Genomic DNA, 17,523 nt, shown 5'->3' on the forward strand with positions numbered 1-17,523 from the left:
AGGGGAATTATGCTTCGAATATAAGAAAAACTGGAAAAAAGTTACAAAAGAGGCTTGACAAAACCTAACATGGAAGGTGATGAGGTCGAACCCGTCAATTTTGTCCGGCTGGGTGAACGTGATGTTTTCGCTGACATTCTGCCGGCGGGGCTCTGCTATCTGAATTGCTCCATCAGCTCAACGGGATCGAAGTCGGTATGAATCGATGGCCGGGAAGAACAGAGCTTGGTTTTGATCCGCAACCATCTTCCCCATGCGACCAGCACGCCTGCGGAACTTCTATTCCATGCGCTGAATTTTCAGAAGAAGCTTCGGAGAGAACAAGCCGCGAAAAAGCTGTTGACAGGGGCTCCTGTGGTGGAGATTCTCAAACTTTCCGGCGGTCAGGACAATGCGGCTGCCGAAGTGTAAGTCCCGCCTCTGGCGCGAACTAGCGGCGGGACGCGCGGAACGCGGCGGGCGGTGTCCCGTAGAAGCGTTTGAATGTGCGGGAAAAGTGGAAGCGGTCCCGGACGCCGATCTCGGCGATGATCTCGTCGATGCCGAGATCGGTGGATTCAAGCAGCCGTGCCGCCTGGATGTAGCGCAGATTCAGCAGATACCGGTGCGGCGTGCATCCCGTGACTTCGCGAAAACGCCGGATGAACGCATTCGGGGCGAATCCGGTGCGCGCCGCCAATGCCGGAATATCGAGTTCGCGTGCCGTATGACTGCGCATCCAGTCGCAGACGCGCGTGATGCGGCGGTCCCGGTCTAGTTCGCACAGCGCCTCGGGGGGCAGCCGCGTGAGGGACACTGCGACAAGCGCAAGGGCCACAAGATCGAGCCGCCCGGAGTCCCGGTTGCCTGCGGCGAGCTGACTGGCCTCTTCCAGCAGTCCCCGGAGTTCCGGAGTCAGGTCGAGCCGGTTGAGTCTTGCATCAGGACTCCCGAAGAGCGAGGCGGCTTCAAAGTGGATGTAGAGCTGATTGACCGTCGCTCCATCCCAGAACGTATAGAGTTCCGGAAACGGCGGCAGCACGTAGAGCGCGTCAGGCAGGAGTTCGATCTTTCTTCCGTTCAGAATCACCCCCGCGCCCGGAGCGTCATTCCAGTACAGCCGCCAGAATCCGCCGCTCAGCAGAAAGCCGTTCCAGAATTCCCGGAGCGGGAGGATTCGCACCTCTTCGAGCTGAATCTGCCTGTCGGAAAATGACGGCATGTTTGTTTTATTCATATCTCATTCCACTTTATTCATCGAGCGAATGTTGCAAAAAGTCATGAAATATCGTAAAATATAATCGACCGCCCGATTTTTTTCAAACGGCAAAGGAGACGAAAAGATGGGAAAAGGCGATACGAGATGGTTCGTGCATGACCGGTTCGGGATGTTCATTCACTGGGGACTCTATTCGCTTCCGGCGCGGCATGAGTGGGTGCGCCATGCCGAACGGATTCCGAATGAGGCTTACGAGATCTACTTCGAGATGTTCAATCCCGATCTGTTCGATCCGAAAGCGTGGGCGAAGGCTGCGCGCGAGGCGGGGATGAAATATTTCGTCATCACGACCAAACACCACGAGGGGTTCTGCCTCTGGGATACGAAATACACCGATTACAAGGTGACGAACACGCCCGTCGGTCGTGACCTTCTGCGCGAGATCGTCGACGCATTCCGGGGGGAGGGGCTGAAAGTGGGATTCTACTATTCGCTGCTCGACTGGCATCATCCGGATTTCACGATCGACCGGATTCACCCGCTGCGGGATCTTCCGCCGGAGGAGATCGCGAAACTCAATTCGACACGGGACATGAAGCGGTATGCACAGTACATGCGCGACCAGGTGACGGAGCTGTTGACGAACTACGGCAAGGTGGAGATCATCTGGTTCGATTTCTCCTACCCCGGCGAGAACGGCAAGGGGCGCGACGACTGGGAGTCGGAGAAGCTGTACGAACTCGTCCACCGGCTTCAGCCCGGGATCATCGTCGACAACCGGCTCGATCTGCCCGGCTCCGGCGACATCGAGACGCCCGAACAGTTCACGCCCGACAAAGGCATGGTGGACGCGCAGGGGAATCCGGTGGTCTGGGAGGGGTGTCAGACGTTTTCGGGTTCATGGGGATATTTCCGCGACGAGATGAGCTGGAAGATTCCGCGCATGTGCATTGAGATGCTGATCAACCATGTTTCACGCGGCGGGAATCTGCTCATGAACGTCGGTCCGACCTCGCGCGGTTATATCGACCGCCGGGCGCTCGACCGGCTGGCGGCTTATGGGGAGTGGATGAAATACAATTCGCGTTCGATTTACGGCTGCGGGACGGCTCCGGCGGAGTTTCCGGCTCCGGCGGACTGCCGTTACACCTGGAATCCGGAGACGAAGCGGCTCTATCTGCACTGCCTCGTGTGGCCGTTCAAGCATGTTCATCTGGAGAATCTGGCGGGCAAGGTGAAATACGCGCAGCTGCTGGCCGACGGCAGTGAGATCCGAATCCGCGAAGAGAAGACGGATAACCTCAACAGCCATACGCCGCAGGGCGCTTTGACGCTGGAACTCCCGACGCTGCTGCCGGGGCAGGGGTGCGAAGTCCCGGTCATCGAACTGGTTCTGAAATAATCTTCGACACGCAATAAAAAGCGGCGGAGAACCCGGGAAATCCGGGCCTCCGCCGTTTTTTTCGTCCACTCAGGGACGGGCGGTTATTTTCGGAGCCGCTCCCGAATCCACGGGAATGAAGTTGACCCGGGTGCCGTTGTACAACTTGCCGTTGACTTCGCACGAGCCGTCGGCTGTCGTGTTCCAGACTGCGAGAATTTGCCGTCCGTCTTCCGTGCGGCGGAAGAGCAGAGCCCGAACTTGCGGCGCGGGGGAGAGATCCTTGAGAAATTCCGGATCCGAACCGAGTGCGGTCGTCATCTCCCGGTAGGCGAAAAACGCTTTCTTCGGGGAGAAATCCCGGCGGACGATTCCGAAATTATCCTCCCGCTCGGCCAGGTTGGTTCCCTTGTTGCGCAGATTGTAGACGAAGAGCTTCGAGACGCCTCCGGCGATGTATTCGAGGTAGTTGCGTTGAATCATATTCGCATGTTCCTCTTCGGACAGGCCGCTGTCGAACAGCAGCGTGCAGCCGAGGATCGCCCCTTTCCAGTCATGGAACGTGTAGAGCGCGAGTGCTTCACCGATCGGTTCGTTCCGGCCGTTCAGAGCCTGCACGATCGGAGTGTAGGTGTCGCCCGGCTGCAGATTTTTCGGTGAGAGGAAACGGGTCACGTAGACATCGCCGAGCTCTTTGATCCCTTCCTGCGTCATGCCGGGGACGGTTCGGATATGGAACGTGGATTGCGGCAGTCCCTTTTTCGTCCACCACGCCTCAAAACCGATGCGCAGGAACGGATGGAGTTCACCGGCGGCATCTTTCTGCCCCCAGGTGCCGTTCGGCTGCCGGTAATTTTTCACGTAATACGGAACCTGCCCGAATGCCAGAAGAATGCCTCCCTTTTCAACGTATTTGCGGGACGGTTCAAGATAGTCCTCTTCGATTCCGAGATTTTCGCATCCGATGTAGACCGGAACTTCCTGCGGATCGAGTTTGGAAAGTTCTTCCGGCGTGAGTTTCACATACTCGACGCCCGGCAGCCATTTTCGCGGCGCATCGACGATTTTGCCGGGGGTGCGCAGTCCGACTGGTACGCCGACTTTGAGCTTTGACTGCGGCTTCCGGCCGATTTTTTTTCATCGCCAGATCGATTGCGCGCAGGAACACATCCGGCTGCTGTTCCAGCAGACTCGAACGGAAGGTCGATGTTCCGAATTCGGTGATCCAGATCTCTTTCCCCTGATCGCCGTTTTCGGCGAGGAGCTGTTTGAATGCCTGGAACTGGGCGGCAACTCCGGGACTGGCATCCGGTCCCCAGCCGTATGGATGCGTGGCGATCGCATCGAAGTAATCTTTGCCGCCGTTCAGGTAGATGTCGCGCAGAAAGTCGACGTTCCAGCCGCAGAGGCCGCCGACGATGACAGTCGCTTCCGGATCGACTTTTTTGATCTCTTCAAAGGCGATCTTCAGCAGTGAAACATACTGGGCCGCATTCGGTGACGGTTTCCAGAAACCGCCATCCTGCTCATTCCAGATCTCATAGGCGTGGATTTTCCCCTTGTAGTGTTCCGCGACGGCGCGGATGTAGGCCCGCCACTCTTCCGGATGACGGTAGAGCGGGACCGCGTCGGAACGTTTTCCGGCCACTTCCCAGTCGTATCCCTCCAGAATCGGCAAAATCTCGATTCCGGCCGCTCCCATCTTGTCGACAAGATTGTCGTAACGGGTAAAATTGTATTTCCCCTTTTCCCCGGCGATGGCTCCGAAGCCGAAATCGGTGCGCATGCAGGTGATCCCGGCTTCTTTGCATCTTTTGATTTCCATCTCAAGGTCGGCGGGTTTGTTTGACCAGAGCGGATGGGACATGATGCCCCACGGGCTGCCGGCAATCAGGGTGACACTCTGCAGCAGGGCGCAGAAAGCGATGAGAAGGCGCGAATGATTCATGTTGCAATGGGTTCCTTATTTGAAAAATTGGCGGAATTTTCCGTCAGTGGATCGGCATGACGCCGTTCGCAGCGAACGAATAGGTGTCGTTCTGCAGTGTGGCATTCGCAGAGACCACCCGTCCGTCGTTCATGAGGAAGTTCTGGCGGACCGGGCGATGGGGACGACTCCCGTTGGTCTCCTCCATGCCGTGTCTCCACCGCCAGCCGACGTTGCGGTACCAGAGGTGCCCGTCTCCCATGATGGCGTTGGAAGTTTTGGTGATCTTGCGGGGAGGGAGATTCCGGCTCCAGGCGCCGCCGCCCGGATAGCTGGAGGGGTAGATCCGATTGTAATAATCGTAGCTGACTCCGACCTCGTAAACGAGAGTTGGAGTTTCGCCCTTCCAGAGTTTCTGAATGTTCTCCGGGTTGGTGGCCATGTCGGGGGGGCAGATCATCAGTTTCCAGGTGCCCATGTAGGGTTTCATGATTTTGATGGTGGGGGTGGCATTGTTCCCCCAGCATCCCCACTCGTATCCCCAATTCTCCACCATCTGGTAGTTTGGGCTGCCGGTCGTGGGATAGTAATCGTTGAAATCTCCGGCGTAACTGGCGAGAACTGTGCCCATTTGCTTGAGATTGTTGACACACCCGGTCTGTTTGGCCCGGTCGCGCGCCTGATTCAGTGCCGGCAGCAGCATCGAGGCGAGGATTGCGATGATCGCTATTACGATGAGCAATTCAATCAATGTGAATTTTCTAGAGTCGGAATTCATGTTCAGCCCTCCTGGTTTGCGGTTTTCTTACGATTGATGACCGAGTCCCGTTCGATGAGGCTCGGTCGAACTGAAATGTTGATGATTTCCCCGGGATTTTCCAGCAGATGGTCGATGGCGGCCGCCAACTGCGCCGCGCACTCCTGCTGCCGTCCGGAGATGGTGGTCAAATGCGGGGTGAAGAATTCGGCGTTGTGGTCGTTGCCGTATCCGATGATGCTGACATCCTCCGGAATCCGAATCCCGTTTTCAGCGAAAGCGGCCAACGCCCCCTGAGTGGATTCATCGCTCATCATAAAAAGCGCCGTGAAATTGCATCCGTGCTGAGCAAGATAGTCGCAGATGGCGTCGTGAGCGCATCGTATGGAGTAATCCCACGGGTGGACGACACACGGAATTTCCGTCACTCTTGCACCGAAAAGCCGGGCGACGCCGGTATAGCCGGCGATTCTGTTGATGATGTCTCCGTTGCGTGGTTCCGACGGCAGAACCGCCAGATTCTGATGGCCGTTCCGGATGAAATAGGCTGCGGCCAGCATCCCGCCGTATTCGCTGTCGGCGTGCAGAGAGTGCAAAGAGACGTCGGCCAGGTCGCTCCAGAGAAAGATCACCTCGGATGGGAGGGCCGCGTATTCAGCCAGTTCCCGCCGTTCGAGTGGATCTCCCGGGCGCACGACGATGTGCACATCTGCGGGAATCTGCGTGATTTTCCGCACCAGATTTTCCTGATATTCATAGAGAATGGTGGAAAAGACATATCGGTCGGCGCGTTTCTGAAACTCTTCTTTGAGACACTGTTGAATTTGTTTATTTCCCTCGCTCGGCCAATCCGGCATGAGCAGTGCCACATGCTTGCGGAGACGATTTTGTTTGACGTAGATTCCACTTTGAGGGCGGGTCTCGATGGCGCCCTTTTGTTCGAGCTGTGCGAGGGCTGCGTCGATGACCCGGCGGCTGACCCGGTATCTGAGCATGAGCTGGCGCACCGAATAAAAACGGCTCCCCGGTGAAAAGCTGACCAGTTCGTCATTCAACCGGTCGCAAAGTTCGCTGGATTGTTCTTTCAACTGCATTGTGTCTCTCTGAAACTGTGTCTGGTTCTGTTAATATTATATCTCATGTGCACAGTTGCAGCGAATGATGTGCACAGTTATTGAAAAAAAAACCTGTTGCCGTCGGCATCCCGGAGATCGGGCCGCCTGAATCTGACGGGCATTTCATCACATGCAACTTTTGTTTGAGACAAAGACGGTCATGGCCGTTTTTCCGCGTCGTGCTCCGTCGCTCGGACGGTTCCGGAGTTTCCGAATCGGTCAATTCGATTCCGGATTCAGAGACTCTGATTTGCAATCAGGCTCCTCCATGCTATCTTACTCTCATTGACAGTCAATATGGAGAAAAAGTCACTTTTTTTACGGAAAACCGGAACCGTTTATTCCTGCACATGACAAAATTAATCCAGACGCTAAGGCTTACATGCGTATCCGATTGATTGATATTTAGAGGTATAATGTGGATGATTTAAGTGATATCATTTTACGTCATATTGAAAAAAGAAAAACAGATAGTGACATAGAAATAAATCATTTTGAAAATAAGAGTATTCAAGTGATTTATTTTTATGATGTACCAGATTATTATGCGGATAAATGTCTTGCTGACGACGGATGACGTCCGGAAAATTGCGCACATTTGTTTTGAATGATTGCAGGTGATATCGGCTTTTACTCCAATCTTTCAATAAAATGTTGTCCAGGCGGGGGGAGAAGCGCATTCCTGTAATTTTGAATTGGTGTTAAGGCTATGCTCTTGTCATAGTTACAGTTATAAATGTGCCGAGATAATTGGAGTTCCGTATATTAGCAAATTTCATATAAATGGTAAAATTGTGACGGATATAAAAAAACTGGAAAATCAATAATCAAAAAAAAAGCCAGTTATAAACGAGCAATAAATACGGGAGAAATCAATTCAAAAGAATTGTATGATCGTCGAAAGTGTGCTGAGTCGCGAGAAAATGGTTTGAAGAGTGATTGAACCGGTGATCGGACATTGTAAAAGCGAACACCGGATGGAGCGCAATCAACTGTGCGGCAGCCGGATTCCATATCCGGAAACAGATGCGGGCATTTGCTCAGTTTTTATCCGATTTTCAAGCTTGCACTGGTTTGGAACGGGAAGTGCGCGAGAAGAAAAGAACCTTTCCTCAAAAGGTTTTTCCTTCCCGCATCCGATTTTTGCGTAATCGACTATTTTTCCGGGGCGAGGATTACGAATGCCGGGAGGCCCGGGATCTCACAGCGGTCGAGCAGGGTTTGCACCTGCGGGTCGCTCAGCTGTTCCGCCTGAAACTTCACGACGATATACCCTTTCAGCAGATTTTGCACCTCCGGATCGGGAAATACGTTGCGCTCCATATCCTTGCAGTTCTTGCACCAGGTCGCCCAGAAATCGATGAGCACGGGTTTCCCCGTCGCGCGCGATTCGACGAGACCCTGTTCGAGTTTCGCCATCTCCGCCTCCGGAGAGAAACTCCCCGGCAACAGCGTGAAACCGAGCCACCCGTACCAGAGCGCAGCGAGCAGAATGACCACGCCGAAAGCGTTCTTCACGTAAACCATGAATCGTCCGGGTTTCGGCAGCACGCCGAGTCCCGCTCCCGCCGCAGGCCACGGCAGCGCCATCCCGACCCCGAGCAGGAACGGCAGTCCGAGCGCAAAATAGTTCCCGCCGGAATAGAGCTCCGCCGAAAACAGCAGCACCCCGATCACGACCGGAGCTACACAGGCCCCCGCCAGCAGTGCCGCCACCGCCCCCATCACGAAAGCAACCGCGGTTTTCCCTCCTTTGAGCTGTTTCGGACTGATCCGGAATTTTCCGGAGAGATCGATGTTGAACACTCCGAACATCGCCGCCGCAAGAATCAGGAATACCACCGCGATCACGAAATTGAATATGCTCGAGGAGTTCAATTCCCCGAAGCGCGCGCCGGTCAGGATCACGACCACACCGAGCACGCCGTAGGCCGCCGCCATTCCGGTGCCGTAGGCGAGTCCGCGCCGGAATCCCATTCCGCGTCCCGCTCCGTCCGCGCCGATGATCGCAAGATTCACCGGGATCATCGGCAGCACGCACGGCGTCAGATTCAGCCCGAGTCCGCCGAGCAGCGCGAGCAGCATCACGAGCCAGATCCCGGCGGAGTCGAACATCCCGGAGGACTCTTCCGCTTCAGAGCCGCCCGGGGAATTCCCCGGCGCGAGAAAGTTCCGGAATTCCGCCGCGTTCATGAGCCCGACCGCCTTGCGCTCAATCGCAAATCCTTTGAGAATCTGGTTCCGGTCCGGTTCTTCCAGTTGGGGCCGGGCAGGGGGAGCCGCCGTTGCCGCCGGGGCGATCTCGAATGTTTTCGGCAAAAAACAGAGAGCCGGTTCCCCGTCGACCGCCTTGCGGCAGCCCTGATACCGGACACTGCCGGAGAAAGGGGGAGTCCCCCGGAATTTCCAGACCCATTCCCCGGCGGGATAGATCGCGACCTTGCCCATGAATTCGTCGTCGATCTCCTGCGACTGCGGGGAGGAGAGGGTTTCCACTTTGCCGCCATCGCGGCCGGAGATATTCAGCCGGAACGAGTTGTCCGCATAGAAATAGTGATCCGGAGCGACCGTGACCGTCAAGGTCAGTTCGTCTCCCGAGACCGAACTTTTCCAGTCGAACGGCTCCGGCGCGGCGGCAGTCCCGTTCAGTGCGGCGAAGAGCGTTGCCGTGAGCACGGCGGCGAAAAGGGTGATTTTCATCGTTTCGTTTCCTCTATTTGGAATCGAGAGCTGTTTTCAGCTGCCGGAGATAAGCTGCCAGATCGCCGCCGCCCTCGAATCCGCCGATTTTTTCGCCGGCGGCGTTGAGAATCAGAGTCGCGGGCAGGTCGGCAGGCTGATACTTCTCCAGCAGTTCGCTGTTCTGGCGGAGAATCGGGCGCGGCAGAAGCACCGAACGCGGAAAATCGATGCAGACCAGCACGGCTTTCCCCGCGGCGAATTCGTGCAGAGCTTTGTTTTCAAGCACGTCGGACTTGAATTTTCTGCTCTCCGGGCTCCAGTCCGAGCCGGTGAACACGAGGACGACCGGGAGTTTCTTCTCCGTCGCAAGTGCGAGAGCCTTGTCGAAGTTGTTCATCCAGCCGGCGGCGGGAATGTAATCCGCCTCTTTCGCCGGATTCAGAGCTGCTTTGAGCGTGGCGATGAAGTCTCCCTGGGGAGTGTAGCCGAGCCGGTCGATTTCGCGGCCGTCGGCATCGACCAGAAGCACGGTCGGAAATCCCTCGACCCGGTAGCGCGCCTGCCACTCCTCGTTCTGGCGGGCGAGGGATTCCGGGAGCTGCTGCTCCTGCGGAAAATCGAGATAGAGCAGAACCACTTTCCCCTTTGCAAAATCCCGGAAGCGCTGAGTCTGGAGCACTTTCTCGGAGAAGATCTTGCAGTACGGACACCAGTCCGATCCCGTGAAGTAGGCGAATACCGGCAGATTTTCTGCTTTCGCTTCCGCCAGTGCGGCTTTGGCGTCGGTGAACCAGTTTCCGTCCGGCGGCGACGCGAACAGCACAGTGCAGATTCCGAACAGCAAGACGGACAAGGCAGACAGTTTCTTCATGGCAGCTCCTGTAATTTTTCTGAACAGCTCGATCGTTCGGTTGACAATTTCTCCTGTACAAGCAAAATACAACGTTTCGGCCGCTCCGTCAATCCCCGGAGTCGTTTTATCGATCATTTTCCGAAAAAAAAGCGTTTTTTTCTCTTTCTCTCTTGACTTTTGGTGTCGGATTTGTCATAATAAAATCATATCGATATGCGATATGTTTTTTTAAGGATGCGGAATGATACAGACGAATTACAAACATCAACAGCTCTGCGAGCAGCTGCGGCGGGAGATTTCGTCCGGGGCGTTTGCGGGGAGGCGGTTCTACACCGTCAAGGCGATGATGGAGCGGTTTCAGGTGAGCCAGGCGACTTTGACGAAAGCGCTTCAGCCGCTGTATGATGAGGGGCTGATTTACAGTGTGAGCGGCAAGGGGACGTTTGTCTCCGGAAACACGGGGCGGAGCGGCGGGGAGAAAAGGGAAGTTCTGCCGACGGTCTACTGCATTGCCGCTTCCGAAGAGATGTTCGACCCGGCCCGGACTTCGCCGGACTGGTGTTTTACGCAGTTGATCCTCAAGGGGGTGGTCGCGGCTTCCCGCAGGCGCGGCATTCCGGTCAACATTGCGCCGATTTCCACGGGGATAGAGGCATTCCGGAATCTCGCTGACCGGGAGGACACGATGTTCATCTTTCTCAATTACGAATCCTGTGAACAGCTTGTGGAGTACGTGGTGCGGAAAGGTGCGGCTTATTCTCTCTACACGAACGAACCGTTCGGCCGCAAGTTGAATACGGTGTTCTGTGACGTGGGGAAAGCGACGGAGGACGCGACTTCGGTTCTGGCGGAGCAGGGGCATCGCGAGATTGCGTTTTTCGGAGACTATCCGGATTCGGCGCGGCACCGCGGCTACCGGCGGGCGCTGCGGCGGTACGGCTTGCCCTGCCGGGAGGAGTACGGCTGGTTCGTCTACCGCGGGTTGCCGGTGCCGGCCCGGGAAGAGGCGCTCAAACATCTGCCGGAGTGCCCGGAGGTGAGCGCGGTTGTGACCGCCACTGACTACCGGGCGATCGGGCTATTGCAGGCGCTCCGGGAGCAGGAGCGCAACTGTGCGGTCATCAGCATCGACAACATGTGGAAATATTACCCGTCCGCTCCGGCGCTGACCTCGATCGACATGCACCTGGAGCAGGCGGGCGAGGCGCTGTTTGAGGCGCTGATGCAGAAACATGAGGACGGACTGGACCGGCAGAGGACGATTCCGCACACCCTGGAGTATGGAAGTGAGCAGAATAAACAATTTTGATATTCAATGAGATAGAAAGGGAATCATCATGAAGTGCAATTTCACATCAGTTGAATTTCAAATGGTGAAAATAGTTCACTTTCCACTCATCGCTCGGCAGCGCATTCCAGCGCCCGGCAGAACAAGAGAGGGGTTCGGGGGAGAGAAAGCGGCAGGAAAGGCCGCGTCTCTCCCCGTACCAACCATCCATCAAACTCCTCATCGGCCAAGCATTGCCGCGCAACAGAGTCTCCGCTCGGCAAGCGGCGAAGTGGAGCAAAAACGCGAATGGGTCTTTCCGCAGAAAAGCGGGAAGAGCCGTTCGCGTTTTTGCGGCTCTTTCCCCTCGCGTCGGCCGACCGCAGCCGAGTCCGACTCCGACCCGTACGCGGCACCGGCACCCTGCCGGACGCCGGGGGTGCGGGGGGCGGCGGAAACGCCCCCCGCTGCCCACGACTCTGCAACGTTCAGGAAGGCGGAAACGCCCCGGCCTCCCACTAGACGGTAACAGTAAAACGACAGGAACAGTTCATAAGAATAAATACAGGTTGACCAGATGAAACGACACACACTGGGAATTCTGCTGGCGGTTCTCTGCCTCGCGACGGCGGGCGGAGCCGGGGAGCTGGAGCTGCCTGCTCCGGAGAAATGGGCGTCGATCGGGGAGGGAACCCGGTTGGAGGCGGCGGACGGGATCTGGCGGGTCGTGCCGGGAACGGGCCGGGAGACGAGTGTCTGGACGCGGCCGGTGGTGGCGTTTGAACCGGCGAAGTACCGGGTTCAATTCCGCTACCGGCTCGGGGAGGGGGAGCTTCACTTCATCATCAAACACGGCAACGACACCTATGCGCTGCTGGAGAAACGGCTTCCGGCGACGGGGGGCGAATGGCGAAAGTTCGAGGCGGAGATGGAGGAGAGTGTGCCGGGTGTGCACGGATCGGTCTGGTTTCATGTGGTGCGACCGACCGAGATCGCCGATCTCCGGCTGGAACGGATTCTCTCGGAGTCCGAGAGGGCGTCGGCGGAGCGGATCCGGGCCGTGCCGGTGCGTCAGGCGGAACCGGTTGCGCCGGAAGATTCTTCTCTGCCGGATTTGACTGGAACGTTTCTCATTGCGCAGGAGTGGCATTCGTGGTTTTACGCCTCGTCGGCGCCGGAGGGTGGGGATGATTTCTTTCTGACCTGGGGATATCACGACGGGCGCAGCGAATACTTCACGAGTTCGGGGCCGCTCTGGCGCCGGGCGGGGGCGGATCTGATTTATCCGTACCTCGGGTTCTATTCGTCCGGAAATCCGGAGGTGATCCGCTGGCAGCTGCGCTGCATGAAGAACAGCGGGCTGGACGGGGTGCTCATGCAGCTTTATCCCGATCCGGCGCTGGGGCGGAAATTCATGAATCTCGAACACTTTGAGCAGTGCCTCAAACAGGCGCAGGAGGAGGAATTCCGCCTCGGGATTCACGACGAAATCCAGTTTATGCCCGCATCGGCGAAGAAGATTGACGCATTTGTCGAGCGGGCGCTCTCGGTGCTCTCGCTGGCGAAACGCTATCCGGACGCATTTCTGCGGAGGAACGGGCGGATCGTCTATCAGTACGAGGCGTGGAATCTGCCCTACTCCCCTGAGGAGCATCAGCGGATCATGGAGACGGTCGAGAAAGCGTTCGGGGAGCCGGTTTACTGGATGGTGTGCGGCCCGGCGGAGAAGATGGTTCAGGTGGAAGGGCTCGCCTGTCTGAAACACCCGGCCAACGTCTGGACGCACTACCGGCAGGAGGGGACGAAAACCTACGGCACGGGCGGCGACCGGTGGGAGGCGGAGCGTTTTCCGCCGGACGAGGCGATCTTCTGGAAACGGTGGAGCGAGAGCGTGCGCAAGAGCGCCGAACTCGTCGCCGAGGCGAATAAAACCCGGAAAAACAAACTCGAGCACGCGGTCTGGATCTATCCGGGATTCAACAACGCGGGACGCTGGGCGAAAGTTCCGAGCGTGCTGCCGGAACGTTCGTTCGACCGGAGCGAATATTTTGTGCGGGCGATCCGCGCGGCGCTGGAAGCGGCGGGGCCGGAAGTCATCGTGAATCTCTCATCGTGGAACGACCGCGAGGAGAAGACCGCGCTTGAACCGTCGTGGAGCAACGAGTCTCCCGACCCGTTTGCGATGGTCCGGCTGCTGGCGCGGATGAAGCGCCGGGAGTTTCAGGAGCCGCCGCTGCCGCCGAAAGAGTATGTCGATCCGTGGATGTGGAGCGTGCTTTACGGGATCGACCGGACGCCGCCGCGGATTACGGGAATCCGGCTGCATGTTTCCGAGGCGAATCTCGCGGTGGACGCGGTCGACGACCTGAGCGGTCCGGTGCGGGTCGAGGCGAGTGCCGCGCCGCTGGCGGCGTCGGCGCGCGAAGTGCCGGTCAAACCGGGCGAGTCGATCCGGCTGACGCTCGCGGTGCCGAAACGGCCGGAGGGGTGCGGCGGCGTGTTCCTCGGAATCAAATACCGGGCGGCGGCAGGTACGTCGCTGGTCTGTTCGCTGAACTATCCCCGCCGGGTGGAACGGGGAATCTTCCGCGGGAACGGCGCGGCCGCGACCACGATTCCGGCCGGTCCGGTGCTGCACGGCCGGAGCGGGGCGCGCTGGCATGCCGTCCGGCTGCCGAACTTCCGGCTCGAACCGGATCGCTCCGGTGCGGTCGAAGTGACGTTCCGCCACCCCGGAAAAGCCGGAGAGGGGGAAGAGGCGGTCATCGAACAGCTCGCGATCTTCCCGGAGGAGATCGTGAACGAAACCTCGCGCGGTTTCGCGCTGCCGGGCGCGGGGAGAGAGGTGCGTACATTCGTGGTGGGATTCCCCGATAAACTTCTGCCGCGGAACTTCACGGGGATTCCGATTGCGCTTCAGGCCGTCGACGCGGAGGGGAATCGTTCTGCCATTCAGATTTTCGACCTGTCGGAACGGGAGATGAATTCCGCGCTCGGCGGGTGGAGCATCGAGTGCGACGAGGTGTGCTGGCGCTGAGCGGACCCGGCGGAGGCGGGAGGTTTTCGGGAAAGAGAACTTCTGTTGTTGCACAAAGCGGGAATGCGGGGTATATTCTCTGCAAACCATGGAAGCAAGGAGAGTTTGCCATGACGAATACACGCAGGGAATTACCCGAACCGGCTCCGCTCTGGCGGATTTTTGAAAACATCTGCAGCATCCCGCACCCGTCGGGACACGAAAAGGCACTGGCGGAAGCGCTTTCGGCGTTTGCGCGCGAACGGGGGCTCGCCGTGCGCAGCGATTCGTACGGGAATCTTCGCATCGACCGCCCGGCCTCTCCCGGATTCGAGGGGAGACCGGCGGTTATTCTGCAGGCGCATCTGGATATGGTGCCGCAGGCGGAGCGCGGGAGCGCGTTCGATTTCACGCGCGACCCGATTCCGACCGTGATCGAGGACGGCTGGATGCGTTCTGCAGCCGGAACCACGCTCGGGGCGGATGACGGCATCGGGGTCGCGGCGGCGCTCGCGCTTCTGACCGACGAGGGATTCCGGTCGGGGCCGCTCGCCGCGGTGTTCACGCTTTCCGAGGAGGTCGGACTCAACGGGGCGGTAGCGCTCGATCCGGCGTTTCTCAAGGGAGATTTTCTGCTGAACCTCGACTCCGAGGACGAGGGGGAACTCTTCATCGGCTGCGCGGGCGGCGCGCGGCTCGAAGCGGATCTGCCGATCGAGTCCGAAGCGGTTCCGCCGGGTGTCGCGGGGGCGCTCCTCGAGGTGAAAGGGCTCGCCGGGGGGCACTCCGGCTGCAACATCGCCGACCGGCGCGGCAATGCGGTGCGCTTTCTCGGGCTCGCGCTCAAAGCGGCGGGCGAGGCTGCGCGCGTCTCTTCGATGCGCGGCGGTTCGCTCGACAACGCGATTCCGCGCGAGGCGGAGGCGGTCGTCGTGCTGAAGCCGGAAGAGGTCGAGCCCGTCCGCAGCCGCCTGGCTGTGCTGGTTGAACAGCTGCAAAAGGAGTATGTTCTGCCGGAGACGTTTGCGATCGAACTGGCGGATGCTCCGCTCCCGGATACGGTCTGGACGGATGCGTTTCAGCGTCGGGTCGTGCTGGCGCTCGCAGAGTGCCCGGACGGCGTACTCGAGATGGATGCCCGGTTCGGGATTCCGCGCACGAGCACGAACCTGGCGGCGGTGCTGGAGCGGGACGGGATGCTGGTTCTGCGCACGAGTCAGCGCAGTCTGGTCGATGTGGAGCGGCGGGCGGCTACGGAACGGGTTGCGAAACACTTTCGCGGAGTCGGTGCGACGGTGAGAGTTGACAGCGAATATCCGGGCTGGACGCCCGCGCCGGAGTCGAAACTGCTGAGGACGGCGACGGCGCTCTACCGGGAGCTTTTCGGCGTCGATGCGAAAGTGAAAGTCATTCCCGCCGGACTCGAATGCGGGATTTTCGCGGGGAAGCGCCCGGGGCTCGATATGATTTCGTTCGGGCCGACGGTGGTCGATCCGCACAGTCCGTCCGAGCGGGTCGGACTCGAAAGCGTCGAGCGGTTCTATTCATTTCTCGGGGCGCTGATTTCCGCCCTGTGATCTCGAGCCGGAACGGATTTGGTGCGATTTCCGATATCTTCGGTCCGATTCCTGATGTTTCCAGTGGAAAAACCAGTTGCGATTTGACGGGTTTTGAGGTATAATTTACCGAGACTTCGTTTAATCGCAAGGAGACGGGCATGGAGATCGACGGCAGACTGAATATCTGGGGAGAGGGGCAGCTTTTCGCATATTCCGGAGTGGACGGCGAGACGGACTTTCGGAACGGGCTGGTGTTGCGGAGTCGGAAAGACGCGGCATTTGATCTCGTTCTGCCGGGCAGGGGAGTTCTGAAGTTATCGCCGCAGCCGCCGGAGCCGGAACGCTGTTTCCTCTCTTCAGACTGTTTCAAGATCGACGGAACGCGGGGTGTCATGCCCGACTGCCACCATCTGCTCATCGAGGGCGAGGCCGCCGTCGAACTTGCCGATGACACCTTGAAAACCCTACGGAAAGGCCGCCGGACGCTGATTGGAGAGGCACACCATTTCCGCCCCGATCTCATCGATGCGGATCTGGATGGAATATTTGCAGCGCGCCGGGCGTGGTTCGCGCCGCTGCCCGACTTCGGCGTCACTGACCCGGTGCGGCTGGGGGCGCTGGCGAAAGCGTATTCGCAGTTGAAAGGGCAGATCAACTCGCCATGTCCGGAGATTCCGTATTCCTGGACCACGCCGGACCGCTGGCCGCACCGCTGCATGTGGCTGTGGGATTCGGTCTTTCACGCGATCGGGCTGCGCCACTTCAATTTGGAGATCGCGCGTGAGAGTCTGCGTGCGGTGCTCTCGCAGCAGCTTCCCGACGGAATGATTCCGCATATGATGTCGCCGGAGGGCCACTCCGAGATCACGCAGCCGCCGATCCTGGCGTTCGGGGTGGCGATGATTCAGGAGGCGGCGCCCGATCCGGAGTTCGTGCGCGAGGTTTTCCCGAAGATCGAGCGCCATCTCGAATGGATTTTCGCGAATCGCGACAGCGATGGGAACGGACTGGTCGAATGGTTCATCGAAGCGAATCCGGTCTGCCGCAGCGGCGAGAGCGGCATGGATAACTCCCCCCGTTTCGACTCCGCCGTCCAGCTCGACGCGACCGATTTCAACAGCTATCTCTCGCTCGAATGCGAGACGATGGCGGCGTTCGCCGCTCAGCTCGGAATGAGCGAGCGCGCCGATTACTGGAAACGGCGTCATGCGGAACTCAACGAACGGATGAATCAGCTGCTCTGGAACGAAGAGCAGGGGATTTACATGGATCGCGACGTGAATACCGGAACGTTGACCGGCATTGTCGCTTCCTCTGGATTCCTGCCGCTTCTCTGCGGCGCGCCCTCGCCGGAACAGGCCGCCCGCCTCGTCGCAAACCTGAACGATCCGGCCCGGTTCGCCACTCCGCTGCGGGTTCCGTCGATCAGCCGCGACAATCCGGAAGCCTACTCCCGGGACCTCTGGCGCGGCCCGGTCTGGATCAACATCAACTACCTCATCGCCCGCGGACTTGAGCGCTGCGGATATCCGGAGGAGGCCCGTCGGCTGCTGGACGGGACCGTCGCAGTCGAGGAGCATTTTTACCAGCGGTACGGGACGTTTTTTGAATTCTATGACGACCGTTGCGAATTCGATCCGCCTCAGCTTCTGCGCAAAGGGAAATGCGCTCCGCAGGAGAGTCCCTGCCATCAGGTTCTCTTCGATTACGGCTGGTCAGCCACGCTTTACATCGATATGGTCGCACAGCTTTCGCGCCGAAGCTGAGG

17 protein-coding genes are annotated in these 17,523 nt (G+C 58.6%); 9 read left to right on the plus strand and 8 right to left on the minus strand.

The window, feature by feature from the left end; genetic code table 11:
- Window positions 1–225: 225 nt before the first annotated feature.
- Entirely contained in the window at window positions 226–411 is a 186-nt protein-coding gene (locus Q0J85_RS07480) for a hypothetical protein (RefSeq protein WP_294479839.1), read from the plus strand.
- Between the two features lie 19 nt (window positions 412–430).
- On the opposite strand, the gene Q0J85_RS07485 is transcribed toward Q0J85_RS07480, so the two are convergent.
- Window positions 431–1,216, minus strand: a complete 786-nt coding sequence (locus Q0J85_RS07485) for an AraC family transcriptional regulator (protein ID WP_294479842.1) — start codon at window positions 1,214–1,216, stop codon at window positions 431–433.
- Window positions 1,217–1,322: 106 nt separating this feature from the next.
- Between Q0J85_RS07485 and Q0J85_RS07490 the strand changes: the two genes are divergently transcribed.
- Window positions 1,323–2,600 (plus strand): alpha-L-fucosidase, encoded by a 1,278-nt coding sequence (locus Q0J85_RS07490; RefSeq protein WP_294479844.1) that lies wholly within the window; start codon window positions 1,323–1,325, stop codon window positions 2,598–2,600.
- Between the two features lie 69 nt (window positions 2,601–2,669).
- Here Q0J85_RS07490 and Q0J85_RS07495 read toward each other — a convergent pair whose 3' ends face one another.
- The 4 genes from Q0J85_RS07495 to Q0J85_RS07510 are packed head-to-tail and all read right to left on the minus strand — an operon-like array spanning window position 2,670 to window position 6,357.
- Window positions 2,670–3,602 (minus strand): hypothetical protein, encoded by a 933-nt coding sequence (locus tag Q0J85_RS07495; RefSeq protein ID WP_294479846.1) that lies wholly within the window; start codon window positions 3,600–3,602, stop codon window positions 2,670–2,672.
- Complete coding sequence (locus Q0J85_RS07500) at window positions 3,505–4,527, minus strand: cellulase family glycosylhydrolase (RefSeq protein WP_294479848.1); 1,023 nt, start codon at window positions 4,525–4,527, stop codon at window positions 3,505–3,507. The genes Q0J85_RS07495 and Q0J85_RS07500 overlap by 98 nt, the downstream gene beginning before the upstream one ends.
- Window positions 4,528–4,570: 43 nt before the next feature.
- On the minus strand, window positions 4,571–5,284 hold the full coding sequence (locus Q0J85_RS07505) for a type II secretion system protein (RefSeq protein ID WP_294479850.1): 714 nt from the start codon (window positions 5,282–5,284) through the stop codon (window positions 4,571–4,573).
- Window positions 5,285–5,286: 2 nt separating this feature from the next.
- Window positions 5,287–6,357: a substrate-binding domain-containing protein gene (locus Q0J85_RS07510; protein WP_294479855.1), complete on the minus strand. Its 1,071-nt coding sequence runs from the start codon at window positions 6,355–6,357 to the stop codon at window positions 5,287–5,289.
- A 439-nt stretch (window positions 6,358–6,796) separates the two neighbouring features.
- Between Q0J85_RS07510 and Q0J85_RS07515 the strand changes: the two genes are divergently transcribed.
- Both Q0J85_RS07515 and Q0J85_RS07520 read left to right on the plus strand, forming a co-directional pair.
- Entirely contained in the window at window positions 6,797–6,955 is a 159-nt protein-coding gene (locus Q0J85_RS07515) for a hypothetical protein (RefSeq protein WP_294479857.1), read from the plus strand.
- 358 nt (window positions 6,956–7,313) lie between these two features.
- Window positions 7,314–7,529 (plus strand): hypothetical protein, encoded by a 216-nt coding sequence (locus Q0J85_RS07520; RefSeq protein WP_294479860.1) that lies wholly within the window; start codon window positions 7,314–7,316, stop codon window positions 7,527–7,529.
- 4 nt (window positions 7,530–7,533) lie between these two features.
- On the opposite strand, the gene Q0J85_RS07525 is transcribed toward Q0J85_RS07520, so the two are convergent.
- Window positions 7,534–9,078: a thioredoxin family protein gene (locus tag Q0J85_RS07525; protein WP_294479862.1), complete on the minus strand. Its 1,545-nt coding sequence runs from the start codon at window positions 9,076–9,078 to the stop codon at window positions 7,534–7,536.
- A 13-nt stretch (window positions 9,079–9,091) separates the two neighbouring features.
- Window positions 9,092–9,931, minus strand: coding sequence for a thioredoxin family protein (locus tag Q0J85_RS07530; RefSeq protein WP_294479864.1), 840 nt, complete (start codon window positions 9,929–9,931; stop codon window positions 9,092–9,094).
- A gap of 223 nt (window positions 9,932–10,154) precedes the next feature.
- Between Q0J85_RS07530 and Q0J85_RS07535 the strand changes: the two genes are divergently transcribed.
- The gene (locus Q0J85_RS07535) at window positions 10,155–11,222 is read left to right on the plus strand and encodes a GntR family transcriptional regulator (RefSeq protein ID WP_294479866.1); all 1,068 of its coding nucleotides are present in this window, start codon (window positions 10,155–10,157) and stop codon (window positions 11,220–11,222) included.
- A gap of 46 nt (window positions 11,223–11,268) precedes the next feature.
- Here the strand turns inward: Q0J85_RS07535 and Q0J85_RS07540 are convergent, their stop codons facing one another.
- Window positions 11,269–11,412 carry a hypothetical protein gene (locus Q0J85_RS07540; protein ID WP_294479870.1) on the minus strand — a complete coding sequence of 48 codons (144 nt, stop codon included), beginning with the start codon at window positions 11,410–11,412 and terminating at the stop codon, window positions 11,269–11,271.
- Between the two features lie 77 nt (window positions 11,413–11,489).
- Here Q0J85_RS07540 and Q0J85_RS07545 point away from each other — a divergent pair, with 77 nt between their 5' ends.
- The 4 genes from Q0J85_RS07545 to Q0J85_RS07560 all read left to right on the plus strand — a co-directional run bounded on the left by Q0J85_RS07545 (window position 11,490) and on the right by Q0J85_RS07560 (window position 17,521).
- Entirely contained in the window at window positions 11,490–11,702 is a 213-nt protein-coding gene (locus Q0J85_RS07545) for a hypothetical protein (RefSeq protein WP_294479872.1), read from the plus strand.
- A 55-nt stretch (window positions 11,703–11,757) separates the two neighbouring features.
- On the plus strand, window positions 11,758–14,217 hold the full coding sequence (locus Q0J85_RS07550) for a hypothetical protein (RefSeq protein WP_294479876.1): 2,460 nt from the start codon (window positions 11,758–11,760) through the stop codon (window positions 14,215–14,217).
- Window positions 14,218–14,327: 110 nt separating this feature from the next.
- Entirely contained in the window at window positions 14,328–15,773 is a 1,446-nt protein-coding gene (pepD, locus tag Q0J85_RS07555; RefSeq protein ID WP_294479878.1) for a beta-Ala-His dipeptidase, read from the plus strand.
- Window positions 15,774–15,913: 140 nt separating this feature from the next.
- On the plus strand, window positions 15,914–17,521 hold the full coding sequence (locus tag Q0J85_RS07560) for a trehalase family glycosidase (RefSeq protein ID WP_294479879.1): 1,608 nt from the start codon (window positions 15,914–15,916) through the stop codon (window positions 17,519–17,521).
- Window positions 17,522–17,523 lie beyond the last annotated feature (2 nt).

The organism is uncultured Victivallis sp. (genome assembly GCA_944389935.1).
Lineage (GTDB): Bacteria > Verrucomicrobiota > Lentisphaeria > Victivallales > Victivallaceae > Victivallis.